The sequence below is a fragment of the Caulobacter sp. GW821-FHT09H08 genome, assembly GCF_059415885.1.
In genome coordinates this window covers 401109-419160 of record NZ_JBWKOC010000005.1, presented here as the reverse complement: position 1 = coordinate 419160, position 18052 = coordinate 401109, and the positions used below count along the sequence as shown (strand labels likewise).

Here is an 18052-nt window from a genome sequence, read left to right as displayed (position 1 = left end):
GCCCCTTGTTTCAGGAACCTTGTTGATGCCGAGGCCGTGTCCAGCGCGGTCCCTGCAAGCGATGCAGGCGCCGCCCGGGTTCGATGCAGATCTCGTGCAGACGCGGGGCCGAAGGCGTCGGGCCGTAGTTTTTCTCAAGCTAACCCGAGAACACAGCGATACCCGGCGCGTTCGATCAGGCCTAAGCGGGAACGGCTAGGCAGCAGAGGCTCCCACGCGATGGGCGATCAACGACAGTTCAAGGCGAGCGAATTGGCGAAAGCGAAGGACCTGGCCCCCTGGCTGGCCTGCCTTGCGCACGCGGTTCCGCTGGCCATGGTGCTGATCTGGCTGGTCAGCGAGCTGGCGACGCCGGTGTCGGCCATTGCCGGCCTTGGCCTGTACCTCGCCGCCTTCGTCGTCCTGCTGCCGCTGGCCAGGCCTTGGGCTGACCACGCGTCCTCGCCGTTCCCGACCGATCTCGCCGACTAGCGCGCGGCGATCGCCGTGATTTCGACCGCCAGGTCCGGACGGGCCAGGCGCGCCTCGACGGTGGTGCGAGCCGGCGGGTTGTCGCGGTCGATCCACTGATCCCAGGCCTGGTTCATCTCGTCGAAGCCGCCGATATCGGCGAGGTAGATGGTGACGCTGACCAGCTTGGCCTTGCTGGTTCCAGCCTCGGCCAGGGTCTCGTCGATCTGGGTCAGGATGTCCCGGGTCTGCTCCAGCACGGACTGGCCGCGCGTGGTTTCGGCGACGTGGCCGGACAGGAAGACCACCCCGTTGAAGGCCACCGCGTCGCTCCAGCGCGCCGCCTTGCCGATGCGTTCGATCATGGACGTCTCTCCCAACATGTCGCTGCCGTGCAGCGTCCGATCCCGCCGCCTCAGGCGCGGTCGTGAAGATCGGCGAATATCTGGAGAAAGGTTGGAGGCCCGGCCCGGAATCGAACCGGGGTGCACGGATTTGCAGTCCGCTGCGTCACCACTCCGCCACCGGGCCACCGGTCGACGACGTTTAAGCGTCGGCGAAGAGGAAGCGTTCGATACAGGACCGGATCGGCCCCTGCAACGGATTCGTCGCAGGGGCCAACCGATTTGTCTGGCTTTGCCGGCCTACATCGGGCCGACGCCGCCCGGGCTGGTCTGGAAGTCGAAGGCCGGCTCGCGGGGACGGCGCGGGTTGGGAACGCCCTGGCCGCCGAAGCCGTAGGTGAAGCCGATGAACACGGCCCGCAGGTCCAGGTCCATGGCGCGGCGATCCTTCAGGGCCGTGGTGTTGATCACGGTCTTGTCGCCGAAGGTCTTCAGCGCGTCCTGCACCGTCACCACGCCCGACAGGCGGTCGTTGAACTTGTGGCGATAGCCCAGCAGCAGCATGCCGGTCGGCTCCTTGTAGCCTTGCGGCGTCAGGCGCTTGCCGGTGGCGAAGCCGCTGATCTGCAGGAAATCCTTGGGCGTGGCCTGGACGTTCAGGGCCGCATAGCCCGAGACGGTCCAGGTCGAACGCTTGTCGGGGAAACCGAGGTCCGTGGCGCCAAGCTCGTTCCAGGCCGCGTTGCCGCTGATCGTGTACGAGATCTTCGGCGTCAGCTTGGCGTTGGCCACCAGCTCCAGCCCGCCGGCGCGGCTCTTGGCGAGGTTGGCCTTGGTCGTCAGCAGCACGCCGTTGCCGATGTCGCGCACCACGTCGGTGACGCCGTCATGGGCTTGGCGGAAGTAGAGGGTGCCCAGGTAATAGTTGAAGCCCTTGCGCAGCTGGTAGGCGACCTCGAACGAGTCCGTCACCTGCGGCTTCAGACGCGGGTCGCCCTGACGATAGCTGTAGGGGTCCTGGTAGATCCGGTAGGGGTTCAGGTCCTGGGCCGTGGGCCTCTGGATGCGGCGGCTGTAGCTGGCGTTGATCTGGCGGGTGTCGTCCAGGCGGTATTGCACGTGCAGCGACGGATAGAGGCGCAGGTAGTCGTAGCTGTCCTTCAGCTTCGAGGTGACCTGGTTGGTGTCGACGGTGACCTCTTCCAGACGCAGGCCCGGCATCACGGTCCAGTCGCCCATGGCGCGGCTATAGGTGGCGTAGAAGCCGTGGACCGCCTGGTCGTACTTGAACTGATTGGTCAGGGCCGCGTCGACGAGCAGGGAATTGCCGTTTGGACCCCGGGCGCCGAAGTTGTCGTAGTCGTTGTCGTCGACCTGCAGCTCGTAGCCGGCCACCAGCTTGGCGCCGCCGGGCAGGGGGCGCTTGTACTCGGCCTTCAGGCGGGTCTGGACCAGCTCGTCGCCGATGCTGATGCGCTCGACGAAGTTCGAGACGGCCGGCAACTGGTTGAAGGCGTCGGAGAAGGTGGTCTGGCGGTCGCGGGTGCGTTCGACGCTGGCGCGCAGCGTGAGCTCGTGTTCGTCGCCGGAGAACTTGTGGCGCAGGTCGCCCGACAGGCCGGCCACCGACTTCCTCATCTCGCCGTCGCTGCGGCGCTGATAGCGGACGATCGGTGCGCCGCTCGAATTCTTGCCCTCGTAGGACGAACCGGCGTCGGAGTCGTAGGACATGTCGTTGTAGCGGGCCTCGGCGCTGACGCGGGTCTGCTTGTCGACGTCGTAGTCCACGCTGGCGCGCGCGTTGTGCGACTGGCCACGGCTGATGAAGCTGATCTTCTGCTGGCTGTCGGCGTAGCGGCCCGTGGCGGTGTCCAGGCGCGAGCGGTCATCGACGATCTCGCCCTTGGCCTTGTCGCGACGCCAGCCGGCGTCGCCTGAAACGGTCAGCTTCTTGGTATTGCGGCTGAGGCTGACACTGGCGTTCTTGCGACCTTCGGTGCCGAGATTGGCGCGGACCGAGCCGACCATGCCTATGCCGCGTTGCTGCTTGGTGATCAGGTTGATGACGCCGGCCGTGCCCTCGGGGCTGAAGGCGGCCGAGGGGTTGGTCATGACCTCGACCCGCTCGAACTGATTGGCGGGGATCTGCTGCAGCACCTGGCCGCGGTTTTCGCCCTTGAACATGCCGGACGGCTTGCCGTCGATCATGATGGTGACGTTGGCGTCGCCGCGCAGGCTGACATTGCCCTGCACGTCGACCTGCACCGAGGGCACGCCGCGCAGCATGTCGGCGACCGAGCCGGTCGTCGACTGCAGGTCCTTGCCCAGGCTGTAGCTGCGGCGGTCGATCGAGGTCTTCATGTCCTGCGAGGACGGGGCGGTGATGGTCACGCCCTGGACCTGCGTGGATTGTTCCTTCTTGGCCGGAGCGGGGGTGGTCGTCGTTTGGGCGAAGGCCGTGGTGCTAAGGGCGGCCAGGCCCGTGGCGGCCAGCAGGGCGGCGCGGCGGGTCGTGAAGGTCATGGGGAAGGTCTCCTCTGTTGCGAGGAAACTGCCCGAGCGACTCAAAGCCTTGCAGTGCCGGGCGTCAGGCCGTCCGGGTGACGTTTGTCACCTCAGGGCTTGGTCGGCTCGACCGCGTCCAGGTACTGGCCCACCACGGCCTCGGCCCCGGTGAAGATCAGGGTGCGGGTCACGCCGAAGCGGCGGACGTTCACCTGATTGACCTCGTCGCTGTAGATGTCGGCGAACATGGCCGCCTTGACGCCGACCGTGGCGGCGGCGTCGGCTGGCGCGATCTTGCCGGCGTACTCGAAGCGCACCTCGTCGGCGCCGAGGGTCAGGTCCTTCAGGGTCAGGTCGACGATCTTGCCGTCCACCGCCACGCAGAACTGCTTGAGCATGTAGGTCTTCAGCGCCTCGACCGCCTCGGGATCGTCGAGGCTGGCCTGGGCGTCGGGGGCGATCACGGCCAGGGCGGGTTCGGCGTCGTGCGTCGGGACCCGGTGGCTGACGGTGACCGCGCCCGTCTTGGCGTTGATCTCCACGACGCTCAGCGCGCCGTGGCCGCGATGGGCCGCCGCCGGGAGCGGGGCGAGCACGAGGCCCGCCGCCGCGATCATCCCCAAGAACCCTGGGGCAGCCCAACGCAAGATCACTTCGGACCTTCGTCCTTCTTCGCTTCGCCCGCAGGCGTGGTGGTCAGGCTGTCCGGATCGACCTTCAGGTTGGCGTCCTTCATGCGGTTGCTGCCCATTTCCGGCGGCTTGGTGATCTTCAGCGTCGTCGGGGCGATCACGCCGTCGAAGACGTTGTTGCTGCGATCGGCGTCGGCGGTCTCCCACAGCGGGTCGAGCTCGGCGCCCTTCACCTGCTTGGGCGAGACATGCTGCCAGGTGACCTGCCTGGAATTCTTGCGCCAGATCTCGGCCGGGATGCGGATCGTCTCTGTCGAGCCGTCCGTATAGTCCAGCTTCAGGATCACCGGCATCACCAGGCCGCCGATGTTGCGGAAGGTGAAGCGGTAGAAGTTGTCCTTCACGTCCTGGGCGGCGACCTCTTCCGGGGTCAGGTCATCACGGGCCGTCTTGGCGCGCTTCTTGGCGCCTTCGGTGACCGTGAACTCGTCGGTGGCGTCGTAGAAGTCGCGGGTCTTCGGATCGGTCTCGACGATCGTCTTGCCGGTGTTGCGGGCGGCGGTCAGCGAGCCGGGGTCCTTGGCCTTGTCGGCCTTGCGGGCGGCGGCCTCGATGTCGGGATCGCCGCTGTCGAGACGGCCCTGCACGACCTTGTCCAGCGCGATGTCGACGTGGTCGGTCGAATAGAACCAGCCGCGCCAGAACCAGTCGAGGTCGATGCCCGAGCTCTCTTCCATCGTGCGGAAGAAGTCGTACGGCGTCGGGTGCTTGAAGCGCCAGCGGTTCGAATACTCCTTGAACGCGCGGTCGAAGAGCTCGCGGCCCATGACCGTCTCGCGCAGGATGACCAGCGCGGTGGCGGGCTTGGAATAGCCGTTCGGGCCGAACTGCAGCACCGAGTCCGACTGGGTCATCAGCGGCACCTGGTCCTGGCTGACCATGTACTCGACGATGTCCTTGGGCTCGCCGCGACGCGACGGGAACTTCTTGTCCCACTGCTTCTCGGCCTGGAACTCAAGGAAGCTGTTCAGGCCCTCGTCCATCCAGGTCCACTGACGCTCGTCGGAATTGACGATCATCGGGAAGTAGTTGTGGCCCACCTCGTGGATGACCACGCCGATCAGGCCGTACTTGGCGCGGTCGGTATAGGTCAGGGCGCCGGTCTTCTTGTCCTTCACCGGCCGGGGGCCGTTGAAGCTGATCATCGGATATTCCATCCCGCCCTGCGGGCCGTTCACCGACTGGGCCACCGGATAGGGGTAGGGGAAGGTGAAGCTGGAATAGACCTTGATCGTCTGGGCGATCGACTTGGTCGAATAGGCGTCCCACAGCGGCCGGGCTTCCTTGGGGAAGAACGACATGGCCATGACCAGCGGATACTTGGCGCCCGGCTCGTCCTGCTTCACGCCCATGGCGTCCCAGGCGAACTTGCGCGAGGTGGCCCAGCCGAAGTCGCGGACGTTGGCGGCCTTGAACACCCAGGTCTTCTCGCCGGTCGGCTTGCCGGCCTCCGCGGCGACGGCTTCCTGCGGGGTCACGACATAGACCGGCTCGCTGGCGGTGCGGGCCTTGGCCAGGCGGTCACGCTGGGCGGCGGTGAGGATCTGGGCGGCGTTCTGCAGCTCGCCGGTGGCCGAGACCACGTGGTCGTTCGGCACCGTCAGGGCGACGTTGTAGTCGCCGAACTCCAGGGTGAACTCGCCGTTCGAGAGGAAGGTCTTGTTGTGCCAGCCCTCGTAGTCTGAATAGACGGCCAGGCGCGGGAACCACTGGGCGACCTCGAAGATGCAGTTGCCGTCATCGCCCTTGGCGGTGAAGCACTCATAGCCGCTGCGGCCGCCGATCAGCTTGGTCTCCACCATCGGGAACGACCACTCGATCGAGAACTTGGTCTCGCCGCCATTGGCCTTCACGGCCGCCGGCAGGTCGATGCGCAGCATGGTGTCGACGACGGTGAACTTCAGGGGGCGGCCCGACGCGTCCTTGACCGACTTGATGGTCATGCCGCCTTCCCAGTCCTGGAAGCGCTTGGCGCGGCGGACCTGGCCCAGGGTGACGCTGTCGCCCGAGACGGTCTCGGTCATGTGGCTGATGGACGAACGCTTAAAGTCGTTCTGGTCAAGCATCAGCCAGAGATAGGGCAGGTCGTCCGGCGAGTTGTTGCGATAGGTCACCGACTCCGAGCCGATGATCGACTTGGTCGGCTCGTCCAGCCGGCCGGTGATGTTGTAGTCGACCTTCTGCTGCCAGTAGCGATAGCCCGGCGCGCCCGAGGCGTTGCGGTAGTCGGTCGGGGAGGGCCAATCCTCGCCTTCCAGCTGGCGGAACTTGTCCTCGAACGGCGCCTTGGTCTGCTTGATGGCGTCGGCGTGAGCAACAGAAGCGGCCAGCGCGGCCGCGATGACGCCGGCCACGGCGTAGCGAATGGAACGCTTGGACAAGTCGAGAGCCCCTCAGAAGGCGGACGGAAACCGCGAAGGGACCTTGGCGAGGCTCAAAGGGAAAATCATCCCATTTTCGCGGTGAAGATCAGAAATTGATCTTCATGCCCGCGCGGACGGCGCGCGGCTCCACCGGATGGAAATGGACGTCGTCGACGCCGCCGGAAGGCTCTCCGGGGAGGCGCGAGGCGTAGAAGTAGGCGATGTCGTCCTTGTGACTGTTGGTCAGGTTCAGAACCTCGACCATCAGGCTGGCGCGACCGAAATCCTGGACGAAGAGAGCATTGACCAGGCTGGTAGGTCGCGAGCGCACGGAATTGTCCTCGACCAGCGGCGCGGCGCCCAGGCGGCGCCAGGTCAGGGACAAGGTCGAGGCGTCGCCGAGTTTCCAACTGGCGCCGGCGCTGAGCACCGCGCTGACGGCGTTGGGGATGCGGTCGCCGTTCGTGAAGCGCGCGTGTGTGCCGGCGTATGAGGCGGTGAGGTTCAGGCGCGTAGTTGGCCGCCAGTCCGCCAGCAGCTCGATGCCCGCGCGCTTGGTCGCGCCGCTTGCCTCTGTGAAGCCGGCGTCGCCGACATAGACGAGCTCGGAATCGACATGCAGCGCCCAGGCCGCCGCCGTCAGGGACAGGCCGTCGCGCTTCCAGCGCAGGCCCAGCTCCGCGCCGTCGGTGGGCGAGAGCAGCGGCGCGCGCTCGGCCGGATCGCCGGTGACCGGATCGACCGTGATCACCGCGCCGCGCGCGTCGTTGGAATGGAAGCCGCGCCCGGCGTCGGCATAGAGCTCGAAGGTCTTCGACAGCCGCCAGGCCAGGGCCAGCTTGGGGTTGACCAGCACGTCGCTGACCTTGCCGGCATTGCGGGTATCGCCGGCTTTCACGTCGGCGCCCATAGCGTCGGCGCGCAGGCCGAAGGTGGCGTCGAGCTTGCCGAACCGCTTGGACGCCTCGCCCCACAGCGCCGTCGACCATTCGGTCAGGGCGTCTTGACGCACGGTCTCGCGGCGAACCCGAGCGGTGGTGCGATAGAGGCCGACCTTGCCGATGTCGTCGACGCGGGCCGAGGCCCCGGCGCGGAAGCTCCAGCCGTCGATCGGCGCCCAGCGCTTGGTCACTGATCCGCCGTAGATCCAGCGCTGGTCGGCCTGTTCGAACTGGTCGCCATTGACCGGGTCGTCGAGGAAGTAGGTGAAGTTCGAAAAGAGATCGAGCTTGTAGCGCTGGACGTAGAGCACGGTGTCGAGGCCGCGCAGGAGGTCGCGGCGGCGCGCCGACAGCATGTAGCGCGAGGTCTCGCCGCCGTCGGTCGTATCGACCGCGTCGAGGCGGCCCAGCTTGCCAGTTTCGACCGCGCGGCGCGGGATCTGGTCGGTGGCGTTCCAGTCGGCGTCGTACGCCAGGGCGGTGATCGACCAGCCGCCGACGATCGCGCGGCCCAGCAGGTTGATCTTCTTGAGGTCTTCCGGCGTCGACCAGGCGCCGCGCGCGGTCGAGAGGTCGGCGGCGACCAGGACGTTCTGGCTCAAGGCCTTCGAACCGACCGCCCGGTAGTAGGCGTTCTCGCCGACCCAGGCCTGCAGCCCGTCGCCGTGCAGATGGTCGGCGGTCTCGAACGCCACCGCCCCGGCCGTGGCGAAGTCGCCGTTCTCGGCAGAGTAGGGACCCTTCCTGAAACCGATGTCGTGGATGAACTCGGGCGTCAGGACATTGAGGTCCAGATAGCCCTGGCCGTGGCCGTGGCTCGGCAGGTTCAGCGGCACGCCGTCCAGCGAGGCGGCCAGGTCCGTGCCGTGATCCAGGTTGAAGCCGCGCAGGAAGTATTGGTTGGCCTTGCCCGCGCCCGAGTGCTGGGTGGCGGCCAGGCCGGGCACGGCCTCGATCAGTTCGCCGGGCCGGAGCAGCGGCCGCACGGCGAAGTCGGCATAGGCGATGCGGCCTTCGCTGGCCGAGGTCGCCCGCCCGATCTCGTTGGCGCGACGGCCCCAGACCGAGATCGCCTCGACCTCCTGGGCGTGGACGAGCACGGGCGCCGAGGCGGCGGCAAGCAGAGCAATCAGGGGCGCGGAACGCGTCATGGGGCGGCTGTTAGGGCCCGGCGTCGGGCGTGGCAAGGCCGCGTCTCGTCCACAGGTTGCTCCGCCACACCAAGTTTTAACGGCGTTCTGGCATCAATGGCGGCTCAAATCCCGAGGGAGTGGGACGTTTGAAACCTGCAGCGCTACATCCGGCGGCCGAGATCGGCGTCGAGCCGGCCAAGCCGCACGGCCTGGGGCGGGCGATGCTGATTGCCGCCTTCGTGATCTATGCCGCCGGCGCGATCGGCGCGTGGTGGCTGGCGCTGCAGCTGATCCCCGCCGAACTGACCCTGACCTTCCTGGGCAAGTCGGTGCATTCGGACTCGGTGCACGACAAGCTCAACAACATCTTCCTGATCTTCCTGCTGCTGCCGACCGCCTTGTGGATCGAGTGCGTGACAGTGGGCTGGGAGCAGAGCTCGCTGCGCCAGCTGATCTTCGCCCGCACGCCGTCGCTGAACACGGACCTGACCGTTTTCGTCCTGGGTCAGGGCCATGTGCTCGATATCGTCGGCCGTATCCTGATGCTGGGCGCCTCAATGGTCTCCGGCGGCTGGATTCACGACGCCATCCAGCGCGCCACGGGCGTGAACCTGGGCCCTCCGCCGCTACCGTTCCTCCTGCAGCTGCCGCTCTACTTCGCGGTCTACAGCTTCTTCGACTACTGGACCCACCGGACGGACCACACGAAGTTCTTCTGGCCGCTGCACCGCTACCATCACTCGGCCGAGGACTTCGGCGTGGTGACCTCGGTGCGCCAGCATCCGGCGACCTTCACCGCCATCTTCCTGGTCAACCTGCCGCTGGCCATCCTGGGCGCGCCGGCCGAGGTGATGATCTATGTGAACGTCCTCGTGGTCGGCCTCGGCCTGGTGATCCACGGAAAGATCGACGCCAACTGGGGCTGGGTGGGGCGCTGGCTGATCCAGTCGCCAAACCATCATCGGGCCCACCACAAGCTGGACATGACCCATCCGACGGGCCACTTCGCCATCATGCCGATCTGGGATCGCCTGTTCGGCACTTGGTACGAGGATCGGCCCGACCCGAAGCTGGCGATCGGCGTCGACACCCCCTACAGCCACGGCTTCTTCGTGCCGCGCGACATGGCGCGGGACTACATCCACTTCTGGATGGGCTGGTTCGGCGGCCGCAGCGACGGGCCGGAGTCCGACCTGAAGCTGTTGAAGAAGCGCTGAGGAGCCGAAACCCCGCCCTTCGACAAGCTCATGGTGAGGTTTCTACTGATGCGGGGCCGGAAATAGTCCTCACCCTGAGCCTGTCGAAGGGCGAGGGCGGTCCCTCGACTAAGCCGCCTTCAGCAGGCCGTCGAAGTACTCGATCGTCCGCATCAGCCCGACCTTGAGCGGCGCGGTCGGCGCCCAGTCCAGGTGCTGCTTGGCCAGGGTGATGTCCGGCTGGCGCTGGCGCGGGTCGTCCGAGGGCAGCGGGCGGTGGACGAGGCCTGACTTGCTGCCGGTCAGCTCCAGCACCAGGTCGGCCAGCTGCTTCATCGTGAACTCGACCGGGTTGCCCAGATTGATCGGGCCGGTCACGTCGTCGCTTGAGTTCATGAGCTTCATCAAGCCGTCGACCAGATCGTCGACATAGCAGAACGACCGCGTCTGGTTGCCGTCGCCATAGAGGGTGATGTCCTCGCCCTTCAGCGCCTGGACGATGAAGTTCGACACCACGCGCCCGTCGTTGGGATGCATGCGCGGGCCGTAGGTGTTGAAGATCCGCGCCACCTTGATGCGCAGCTTGTGCTGGCGCCAGTAGTCGAAGAACAGGGTCTCGGCGCAGCGCTTGCCCTCGTCGTAGCAAGAGCGGATGCCGATCGGATTGACGTTGCCCCAGTAGCTCTCGACCTGCGGGTGGATGGTCGGGTCGCCGTACACCTCCGAGGTCGAGGCCTGCAGGATCTTGGCCTTCACGCGCTTGGCCAGGCCCAGCATGTTGATGGCGCCGTGGACGCTGGTCTTGGTCGTCTGCACCGGGTCGAACTGGTAATGCACGGGGCTGGCCGGGCAGGCCAGATTGTAGATCTGATCGACCTCGACATAGAGCGGCATGGTCACGTCGTGCCGCAGCAGCTCGAAGCGCGGATTGGAGAGGTTCTGCGCCACGTTCTGGCGTGAGCCGGTGTAGTAGTTGTCGACGCAGAGCACCTCGGCCCCGGTCTCCAGCAGCCGGTCGCAAAGATGCGATCCGACGAAGCCCGCGCCGCCCGTCACCAGAACTCTCTGCGTATGCATCGCCGACCTGACCTTTCAAGGACTCAGCGTCCGACTGCATTTCTACAGCGGCGTTGGCGCTCGCTCCAAGGTCGCGTTTGTCCGCAAGACGGCGGCGTTTCGTCGCCGATGGCCTCAGGCTGCCGTCGCGACTCCGCCGAGGATGGCCTGGGCGACGGTGCGCACCAGCGCGCCGGGGTCGATCGGCTTGTGCAGCAGGCCGCTGAACAGGGTCTCGTCGATCCGCACCGTGGCGTCGGCCGAGAAGGCGACGATCGGCGTCGCGCGGTTGGGGCCGTCGCTTTCGCGGATGCGGCGGGCCGCGGTCTCGCCGTCCATGATCGGCATCCGCTGATCCATCAGGATCAGATCGAAGGCGTGAGTCTGGGCGATCGCCAGGGCGGCGGCGCCGTCGGCGGCTTCCGAGAGATCGACCGACAGGCCGCGTAGGACGGTCCCGACGAGATCGAGATTGACCGGATTGTCGTCGACCACCAGCACCCGGCAGCCCGAGGCATGGGCGCCAGGCGCGGCGGACTTGGGCGTCGAAGGCGCGCCGACCCGGGCGGCGGGGACCTCGAACCAGAAGCAGGAACCCTGACCGACGACGCTCTCGACGCCGATGGCGCCGTCCATGGCCTCGATCAGACCCTTGCAGATCGCCAGGCCCAGGCCCGAACCGCCATGGCGGCGCGTCGACGAACCGTCGACCTGCGAAAAGCGCTTGAACAGGGCGTCCAGGCGGTCCGCTGGAATGCCGGGACCACTGTCGCGCACGGCCAGCTTCAGGCGGTCGCCGACATAGGACGCCTCGACGGCGATCTCGCCCCGCTCGGTGAACTTCACGGCGTTGCCGACCAGGTTCAGCAGCACCTGCCGGATGCGATCCGGCGCGAGGTCCAGGCTGGCGGGCAGGGCGCCCAGGCCCTCGCTGCGCAGGACCACGTCCTTCTCGTCGGCCTGCAGCGAGAAGATATCGAGGGTCTCCTCGACCAGCGTCGCCGGCTGGCACGGCTGGCGGGCGATCTCGACCTGGCCGGCCTCCAGCTTGGAGAAGTCCAGGATGTCGTTGACGGTCGACAGCAGGGCCTTGCCGGCGCTGGACACGCGCTTGACGAAGCGCTGGGTGGTGTCACTGAGCTCGGGCTGTTCGGCGATCAGGCGCGAGAAGCCCAGCACGGCCGTCAGCGGCGTGCGCAGCTCGTGGCTCATGTTCGACAGGAACTCGGCCTTCACATTGGCGGCGGCCTCGGCCTCGGCGCGGGCGGTTTCCAGCGCCGCCTCCATCGCCTTGCGCGAGCTGATGTCGCGGACGACGTCCTGAATGCCGATGAAGGCGCCCGTGTCGGGATCGAAGAACAGGGTGGGCTGGCCCTCGACCCAGATCCAGCGACCGTCCTTGCGACGCCCCCGGAACTGCAGGGGTTCTGCGCTGGCGCCGGGGCCGGCGGCGATCAGGGCGGCGTAATAGGCCAGCACGCGAGGAACGTCCTGGGGGTGGCTCAGGTCGATGACCCGTTTGCCCAGCAGCTCTTCCGGCGCATAGCCCAGGACCGCCTTGCTGGCGGGGGACATGAAGATGATCGCGCCCTTGGCGTCCAGACGCGTGATCATGTCGCCGGCGTTGTCGGCCAGCAGGCGATAGCGCGCCTCGCTGTCGGCCAGGGCGTCGTCGATCCGCTTGCGGTCGGTGATATCGCGGATCACGTCGGTCACGCCGACCGGGGCGCCGGTCTCGGGATCGCGGATCAGCTTCGGGCGGGCTTCCACCCAGCGCAGACCGCCATCCTTGCGAACGATGCGGTACTCGATGACCCAGCCCGACGGGCCGGCCAGGGCCGTCTCGAACGCCTGCACGACGCGAGGGCGGTCTTCGGGATGGATGAACTCCAGCGCCGTGCGCCCGACGGCTTCCTCGGCGGTGTAGCCGGAGATCGCCTTCACCGCTGGTGAGACGTAGGTGAACCGACCGTCGGGATCCATCTTGGTCACGAGGTCGTTTGCGTTCTCGGTCAGCAGCTTGTAGCGGGCGCTGCTGCGCTCGACCGCGCGTATGGCTTCCAGGTGATCGGTGACGTCCTGCAGCAGGCCGAACAGCGCGACGACCTCGCCTCGGTCGTCGAGTTCGCTGACACCCCGCGCCACGAGGTCGCGGACCTGCCCGTCGGGGCGCACGACCTCGACCTGGACGTCGAAGCCGCCCTTGGTCTCGACGGCCGCTTCGAAGCAGCGTCGGATGTGCTCTGCGTCCTCGGGACGGTAGTGGGCGAGGTCGGCGTCGAGCTCGGGGCGATAGGTTTCGCGATCCAGGCCGTGGATGACGTACATCTGGTCCGACCAGGTCACCGTGCTGGTCGTGATGTCGTAGCGCCAGTGACCGACACCGGCCATGCTCTCGGCCAGCTCCAGCAGGCGCTGTTTCTCGGCGGTCAGGCGGTGGGCCTTGGTCAGCTCGAACTCGTCGACGACGATCCGGGCCAGCAGCTTCAGGCGCTCGAGCTCGCCATCGGTGGGGCGGGGGCGGGGCTTGTCGTCGATCACGCACAGCGTGCCGAGGTTGTGCCCATCCTTCGTCGTGAGGGTGGCGCCGGCGTAGAAGCGGATATCGGGCGCGCCGGTGACCAGCGGGTTGTCGGCGAAGCGCGGGTCCAGCGTCGCGTCTTCCACGACCATGACGGCCTCGGGCCCCATGGCGACGGCGTGGGCGCAGAAGGCGTCGCCGCGCGGGGTCGAAGACGCTTCCAGCCCGATCCGAGCCTTGAACCACTGGCGCTCTTCATCGACCAGGGACACCAGCGAGATCGGCGTGCTGAACAGGTTTCCGGCCAGATCGGCGAGGCGATCGATGGCGGCGTCGGCCGGCGTATCCAGGATCTTGTAGGACTTGAGGGCGGCCAGGCGCTGGGCTTCGCGAAGGTCCATGGTCGGCGTACGCCCCGGCTACTCAAACGTTTGCGCGATTTTAGATCGGACCCCTCCCGAACGGGGTTAAGACCGGGCGCGGCAGAATGGCGCAGGTCGGCGAACGTCGATCCACCAACGCCTCAGGCGGTTTCCTCCCGCAGCACCGCCAGGGTCTCCAGGCGCGGCGTGGCGTAGTCCAGGAACGCGCGCACCAACGGCGGCATGAAGCGGCCTCCGGCGGTCAGCAACTGGACAGGCAGGGGCGCGGGTTCGAAGTCTCGCAACAGGCGCACCAGCCGCCCGTCCGCCAGTTCGTCGGCCACCTGGTAGGAGAGGGCGCGGCCCACGCCCTGGCCGGCCACGACGGCGGCGAGAGCCGCTTCGACATTGTTGACGCTCAGGCGCGGCTCCAGCCGTACGGCGCGAGGACGGCCGTTGGCCTCGAAGCGCCATTCCGGCGAGGCCGAGACCACCGTGGTCAGGACGGTGTCGTGGTCGGCCAGGTTAGCGGGGGACCTGGGCTCGCCGCGTCGCGCCAGATAGTCGGGCGAGGCGACCGTGACCCGACGCAGCATCCCGACTCGCCGCGCCAGCAGGCTGGAGTCCGCCAGGGCGCCGATGCGAAGCGCGACGTGCAGTTCGGACTCGATCAGGTCGAGATTGCGGTCATGCAGGGTGACGTCGGCGCTGACGCCGGGATGCTCGGCCAGGAAGCCGTTGACGATGGGAACCAGGTGGCGGCCGCCGAACACCGTCGGGCCGGTGATCCGCAGCAGGCCACGAACCATGTCGGGGGCGGAGGTTTCCAGCGCCGCCTCGTAGTCGGCCAGCAGCCGGCGGGCGCGGTCGGCCAGTTCGCGACCGGCTTCTGTCGGAGCCAGCTTGCGCGTCGTGCGCTCGATCAGCCGCGCGCCGGCCCGCTCCTCCAGCGCAGCCAGCGCCCGGGTCATGGCGGCGGGCGAGCGGCGCAGACGCCGTCCGGCGGCCGCCAGTCCTCCGGCGTCGATCACCGCCACCAATAGGGACAGCTCATCGAGGCGATCCATCTAGGTGTTCCAAAATCAGCAAAAATCTATTGCCGATTTGGCCAATTCATTCCGTCAATCGCAATGGTGAAAATGCCGATCATCGAACAACGAGGAGACTTCCGATGGCCGACACCGCGATTGTCCTGCACGGCGTGCCGCTGAGCGGGCACACCCACCGCGTGGCCCTGATGCTGAACGCCCTGGGCCTGGGCTACCGTTTCGAGAACGCGCCCGCCGACGTCCGCTCCAGCCCCGCCTTCCTGGCGCTCAACCCGCTGGGCCAGATCCCGGTACTGGAGGACGGCGATCTCGTGCTGGCCGACAGCAATGCGATCCTGGTCTATCTGGTCCGCCGCTACGCCCCGGACTCGGCCTGGCTGCCGCAGGAGCCGGTCGCCGCCGCCTCGGTGCAGCGTTGGCTGTCGATCGCCGCGGGCGAAGTCATGCACGGCCCTGCCATCGCCCGGATGATCAGCCTGTTCGGCTTCGCGGACGATCCCGCCCGCGCCGCCCGGATCGCCGCCCGCGTCCTGACCTTCATGGACGGTCACCTGGTCGGCCGCGAGTTCCTGGCCGCCGAACACGTCACCATCGCCGACCTCGCCTGCTACAGCTACGTCGCCCACGCGCCCGACGGCGGGGTGTCGCTGGAACCCTATCCAAACGTCCGCGCTTGGCTCGCCAAGGTCGAGGCCCAGCCCTGGTTCCAGCCGATCCCGGACTTCGCCAAGCTGGAAGAGGCTGCCTGAGATGGACGGGCCGTTCCACGCCGGCGAGCTGATCGCCCAGGCGCGCGCCGGCGTGGACGCGCCCGGCGGGGCCGCGGGCATCCGCGCCTTCATGCCCGACCAGCACCGAGCGTTCTTCCCTTTGCTGCCCTACCTGTTCGTCTCGACCGTCGACGAAGACGGCTGGCCGGCGGCGACGGTGCTGACGGGCCAGCCCGGCTTCATCTCGAGCCCGGACCCAACCACGCTGCTGGTCGGGGCAACGCCACGCGAGGGCGAGCCGGGCCACGACCTCTTCCGTGCGGGGCGGCCGTTCGGCGCGCTGGGCCTGGACTTCTCCACCCGTCGCCGCAACCGCGCCAACGGCGTCATCGAGGCGGCGGACGGGGAAGGAATGCGGCTCAAGGTGCTGCAAAGCTTCGGCAATTGCCCGCAGTACATCCAGACCCGCGCGGTGGAGGAGGCCCCGGCCTCGACCCTTCCGGCCGAGAGCGTGCGCGTCGATGCACCGGAAGTCCTGGCCCAGATCGCTGACGCCGACACGTTCTTCGTCGCTACGGCCTCGGGCGGCGAGAACGGCGGTGCGGACATCTCGCACCGGGGCGGCCTGCCGGGGTTCGTGAAGGTCCAGGACGGGGCGCTGGTCGTGCCGGACTTCCGGGGCAATCGTTTCTTCAACACCTTGGGCAATCTGGTGGAGGATCCGCGCGCGGCGCTGCTGTTCGTCGACTTCGACACCGGCGACCTGCTGCATCTGCGTGGCCGAGTCGAGATCGATTGGGATCCGCCGACTAGCGAGGCCTGGCCCGAGGGCGTGCAGCGCCAGTGGCGGTTCTACCCCGAGACGGCCTGGCGTCGGCCGGCGGCCCTGCCGCTGCGCTGGCTGTTCGGCGACTTCTCGCCCGTGACCCTGATGACCAAGGCCTGGAACGAGGCCGCCTAGGCGAGGTGACACTTGTCATGTCCGCCCCGTGACGCCCGGCACTGATGGGGCGCGTCGCGGGGCGGCATGTTGGCTTCACAACGAGGGAGCCAAACATGTCACCCAAACTTTCGGAGCCGCCGGTCGCCGAGTTGCGCCAGGCGATCAAGCACCGGGGCAAGACCCTGGCGTTGAATGGCCTGGACCTGGTCATCCGCCCCGGCCAATGCGTGGCCCTGCTCGGCCCGAACGGCGCCGGCAAGAGCACCAGCGTCGCCCTGCTGACCGGTCGCCTGCGCCCCGACACCGGCGTCGCCAGCCTGTTCGGTGAAGACCCTCGCGGCGTCGCCAGCCGAGGCCGCATGGGCGTGATGCTGCAGGAGGCCGGCCTTCCGCAGACCCTGACCGTCCGCGAGCAGGTCGACCTGTTCCGGGGCTACTATCGCCAGCCCCGCCCGCTGGACGAGATCATCCGCCTGGCCGGTCTGGAAGGCCTGGAGCGTCGTCGTTGCGGCGCCCTGTCAGGCGGCCAGCAGCGTCGCGTGCAGTTCGCCCTGGCCATCGCCGGTCGCCCGGACTTCCTGGTGCTGGACGAGCCGACCACCGGCATGGACATCGAGGCTCGTCGCGCCCTCTGGACCGCCGTCCGCGCCGAGATCGCCCGGGGCTGCGCCGTCCTGCTGACCACCCACCATCTGGACGAGGCCGAGGCCCTGGCCGACCGCATCGTGGTCATCGACCATGGCCAGGTCATCGCCGACGGCTCGCCCGAGGCCATCAAGTCCCGGGTGTCGGGCGTGGCCATCCGCTGCCGCACCCGCCTGTCGGACGCCGAGCTTTCGGCCCTGGCCCGTGTCACCGGCGTCAGCCGTGACGGCGGCAAGGTCACCCTGCTGACCACCTCGGCCCCCGCCACCCTGCGCGAGCTGCTGGCTCGCGATGAAACCGTCGACGATCTGACCGTCTCCGGCGCCTCGCTGGAAGACGCCGTTACCCGTCTCGTCCAGGCCGGCGCACCGGCCCAGAACCGCCAAATCGAGGTCGCCTGAGATGCACATCCTGGCCGTCTATTTCCGTGAAGCCCGCGCCCAGGTCCTGGCGACCTGGCGCACCCCGCAGTTCCTGATCCCCAGCGTGGCCCTGCCGCTGCTGTTCTACGGGATCATGGGACTGGGTCTCAGCAAGGGGCGCGAGGAGATCGCCCGCATGATGCTGGCCAACTACGTGATCTTCGCCGCCATCGCCCCGGCCATGTTCGGCTTCGGCGCCGCCGTCGCCGCCGAACGCGAGGCCAAGCTGATCGAGCTGAAGCAGATCGCCCCGCTGCCCGCCGGCGGGTACCTGGTCGGCCGCCTCGCCGCCGCCCTGGCCCTGGTCGCCACGGCGATCGGCTTGCTGGGCGCGCTGGGTTACTTCGGTGGTGTGACCATGGTCCCGTGGCGCTGGGCCGCGACCCTGGGCCTTGGGCTCTTCTCGGCGATCCCTTTCGCCCTGATCGGCCTGAACCTGGGTCTGCGCCTGGGCTCGCAAGGAGCGACGGCGACCGCCAACCTGCTGTTCCTCAGCTTCAGCCTGTTCGGCGGTCTCTGGATCCCGCTGCAGGTCATGCCGGGCTGGATCACCAAGGTGGCCGAGTTCACGCCGTCGTACCACTTCGGCCAACTCTCGCTGATGCTGTCGGGCCTCCAGCCCGCGGCCAATGTCCCGCACCACGTCTCGGTGCTGATGGCGATCACCATCGCCGCGGCGATCGGCTCCTGGGCGGCCTGGCGCCGGCAGGCGGCTTGACC

At 67.8% G+C, this 18052-nt stretch carries 14 protein-coding genes and 1 tRNA gene; 6 read left to right on the top strand and 9 right to left on the bottom strand.

What is annotated here, in order from left to right:
* Window positions 1-252 precede the first annotated feature (252 nt).
* The gene (locus AC07NN_RS19795) at window positions 253-471 is read left to right on the top strand and encodes a hypothetical protein (RefSeq protein ID WP_494644945.1); all 219 of its coding nucleotides are present in this window, start codon (window positions 253-255) and stop codon (window positions 469-471) included.
* Here the strand turns inward: AC07NN_RS19795 and AC07NN_RS19790 are convergent.
* The 6 genes from AC07NN_RS19790 to AC07NN_RS19765 all read right to left on the bottom strand — a co-directional run bounded on the left by AC07NN_RS19790 (window position 468) and on the right by AC07NN_RS19765 (window position 8446).
* Window positions 468-815 carry a RidA family protein gene (locus AC07NN_RS19790; RefSeq protein WP_494644941.1) on the bottom strand — a complete coding sequence of 116 codons (348 nt, stop codon included), beginning with the start codon at window positions 813-815 and terminating at the stop codon, window positions 468-470. The genes AC07NN_RS19795 and AC07NN_RS19790 overlap by 4 nt on opposite strands.
* A 92-nt stretch (window positions 816-907) precedes the next feature.
* A tRNA-Cys gene (locus AC07NN_RS19785) sits at window positions 908-981 on the bottom strand.
* 113 nt (window positions 982-1094) lie between these two features.
* Entirely contained in the window at window positions 1095-3317 is a 2223-nt protein-coding gene (locus AC07NN_RS19780) for a TonB-dependent receptor domain-containing protein (protein ID WP_494644939.1), read from the bottom strand.
* A 92-nt stretch (window positions 3318-3409) separates the two neighbouring features.
* A complete protein-coding gene (locus AC07NN_RS19775) occupies window positions 3410-3895 on the bottom strand; it encodes a DUF6702 family protein (RefSeq protein WP_494644937.1) in 486 nt (161 codons plus the stop codon).
* A 53-nt stretch (window positions 3896-3948) separates the two neighbouring features.
* Complete coding sequence (locus AC07NN_RS19770; protein ID WP_494644935.1) at window positions 3949-6372, bottom strand: M1 family metallopeptidase; 2424 nt, start codon at window positions 6370-6372, stop codon at window positions 3949-3951.
* Window positions 6373-6460: 88 nt separating this feature from the next.
* Window positions 6461-8446 carry a TonB-dependent receptor gene (locus AC07NN_RS19765; RefSeq protein ID WP_494644933.1) on the bottom strand — a complete coding sequence of 662 codons (1986 nt, stop codon included), beginning with the start codon at window positions 8444-8446 and terminating at the stop codon, window positions 6461-6463.
* A gap of 128 nt (window positions 8447-8574) precedes the next feature.
* On the opposite strand from AC07NN_RS19765, the gene AC07NN_RS19760 reads away from it, so the two are divergent.
* Complete coding sequence (locus AC07NN_RS19760; protein WP_494644931.1) at window positions 8575-9645, top strand: sterol desaturase family protein; 1071 nt, start codon at window positions 8575-8577, stop codon at window positions 9643-9645.
* 108 nt (window positions 9646-9753) lie between these two features.
* On the opposite strand, the gene AC07NN_RS19755 is transcribed toward AC07NN_RS19760, so the two are convergent.
* The 3 genes from AC07NN_RS19755 to AC07NN_RS19745 all read right to left on the bottom strand — a co-directional run bounded on the left by AC07NN_RS19755 (window position 9754) and on the right by AC07NN_RS19745 (window position 14630).
* Window positions 9754-10701, bottom strand: coding sequence for a UDP-glucuronic acid decarboxylase family protein (locus AC07NN_RS19755; RefSeq protein WP_494644929.1), 948 nt, complete (start codon window positions 10699-10701; stop codon window positions 9754-9756).
* Window positions 10702-10815: 114 nt separating this feature from the next.
* Window positions 10816-13602 (bottom strand): PAS domain S-box protein, encoded by a 2787-nt coding sequence (locus AC07NN_RS19750; protein ID WP_494644927.1) that lies wholly within the window; start codon window positions 13600-13602, stop codon window positions 10816-10818.
* Window positions 13603-13724: 122 nt separating this feature from the next.
* Window positions 13725-14630, bottom strand: a complete 906-nt coding sequence (locus tag AC07NN_RS19745; protein ID WP_494644925.1) for a LysR family transcriptional regulator — start codon at window positions 14628-14630, stop codon at window positions 13725-13727.
* A 104-nt stretch (window positions 14631-14734) separates the two neighbouring features.
* Between AC07NN_RS19745 and AC07NN_RS19740 the strand changes: the two genes are divergently transcribed.
* From AC07NN_RS19740 to AC07NN_RS19725, 4 genes are read left to right on the top strand one after another with little or no spacing between them, the layout of a single operon-like run.
* Window positions 14735-15361 (top strand): glutathione S-transferase family protein, encoded by a 627-nt coding sequence (locus AC07NN_RS19740; RefSeq protein ID WP_494644923.1) that lies wholly within the window; start codon window positions 14735-14737, stop codon window positions 15359-15361.
* A 1-nt stretch (window position 15362) separates the two neighbouring features.
* The gene (locus tag AC07NN_RS19735) at window positions 15363-16283 is read left to right on the top strand and encodes a pyridoxamine 5'-phosphate oxidase family protein (protein ID WP_494644921.1); all 921 of its coding nucleotides are present in this window, start codon (window positions 15363-15365) and stop codon (window positions 16281-16283) included.
* A gap of 44 nt (window positions 16284-16327) precedes the next feature.
* Window positions 16328-17311: an ABC transporter ATP-binding protein gene (locus tag AC07NN_RS19730; protein WP_494644919.1), complete on the top strand. Its 984-nt coding sequence runs from the start codon at window positions 16328-16330 to the stop codon at window positions 17309-17311.
* 1 nt (window position 17312) lies between these two features.
* Window positions 17313-18050: an ABC transporter permease gene (locus AC07NN_RS19725; RefSeq protein ID WP_494644917.1), complete on the top strand. Its 738-nt coding sequence runs from the start codon at window positions 17313-17315 to the stop codon at window positions 18048-18050.
* The last annotated feature ends 2 nt before the right edge of the window (window positions 18051-18052 follow it).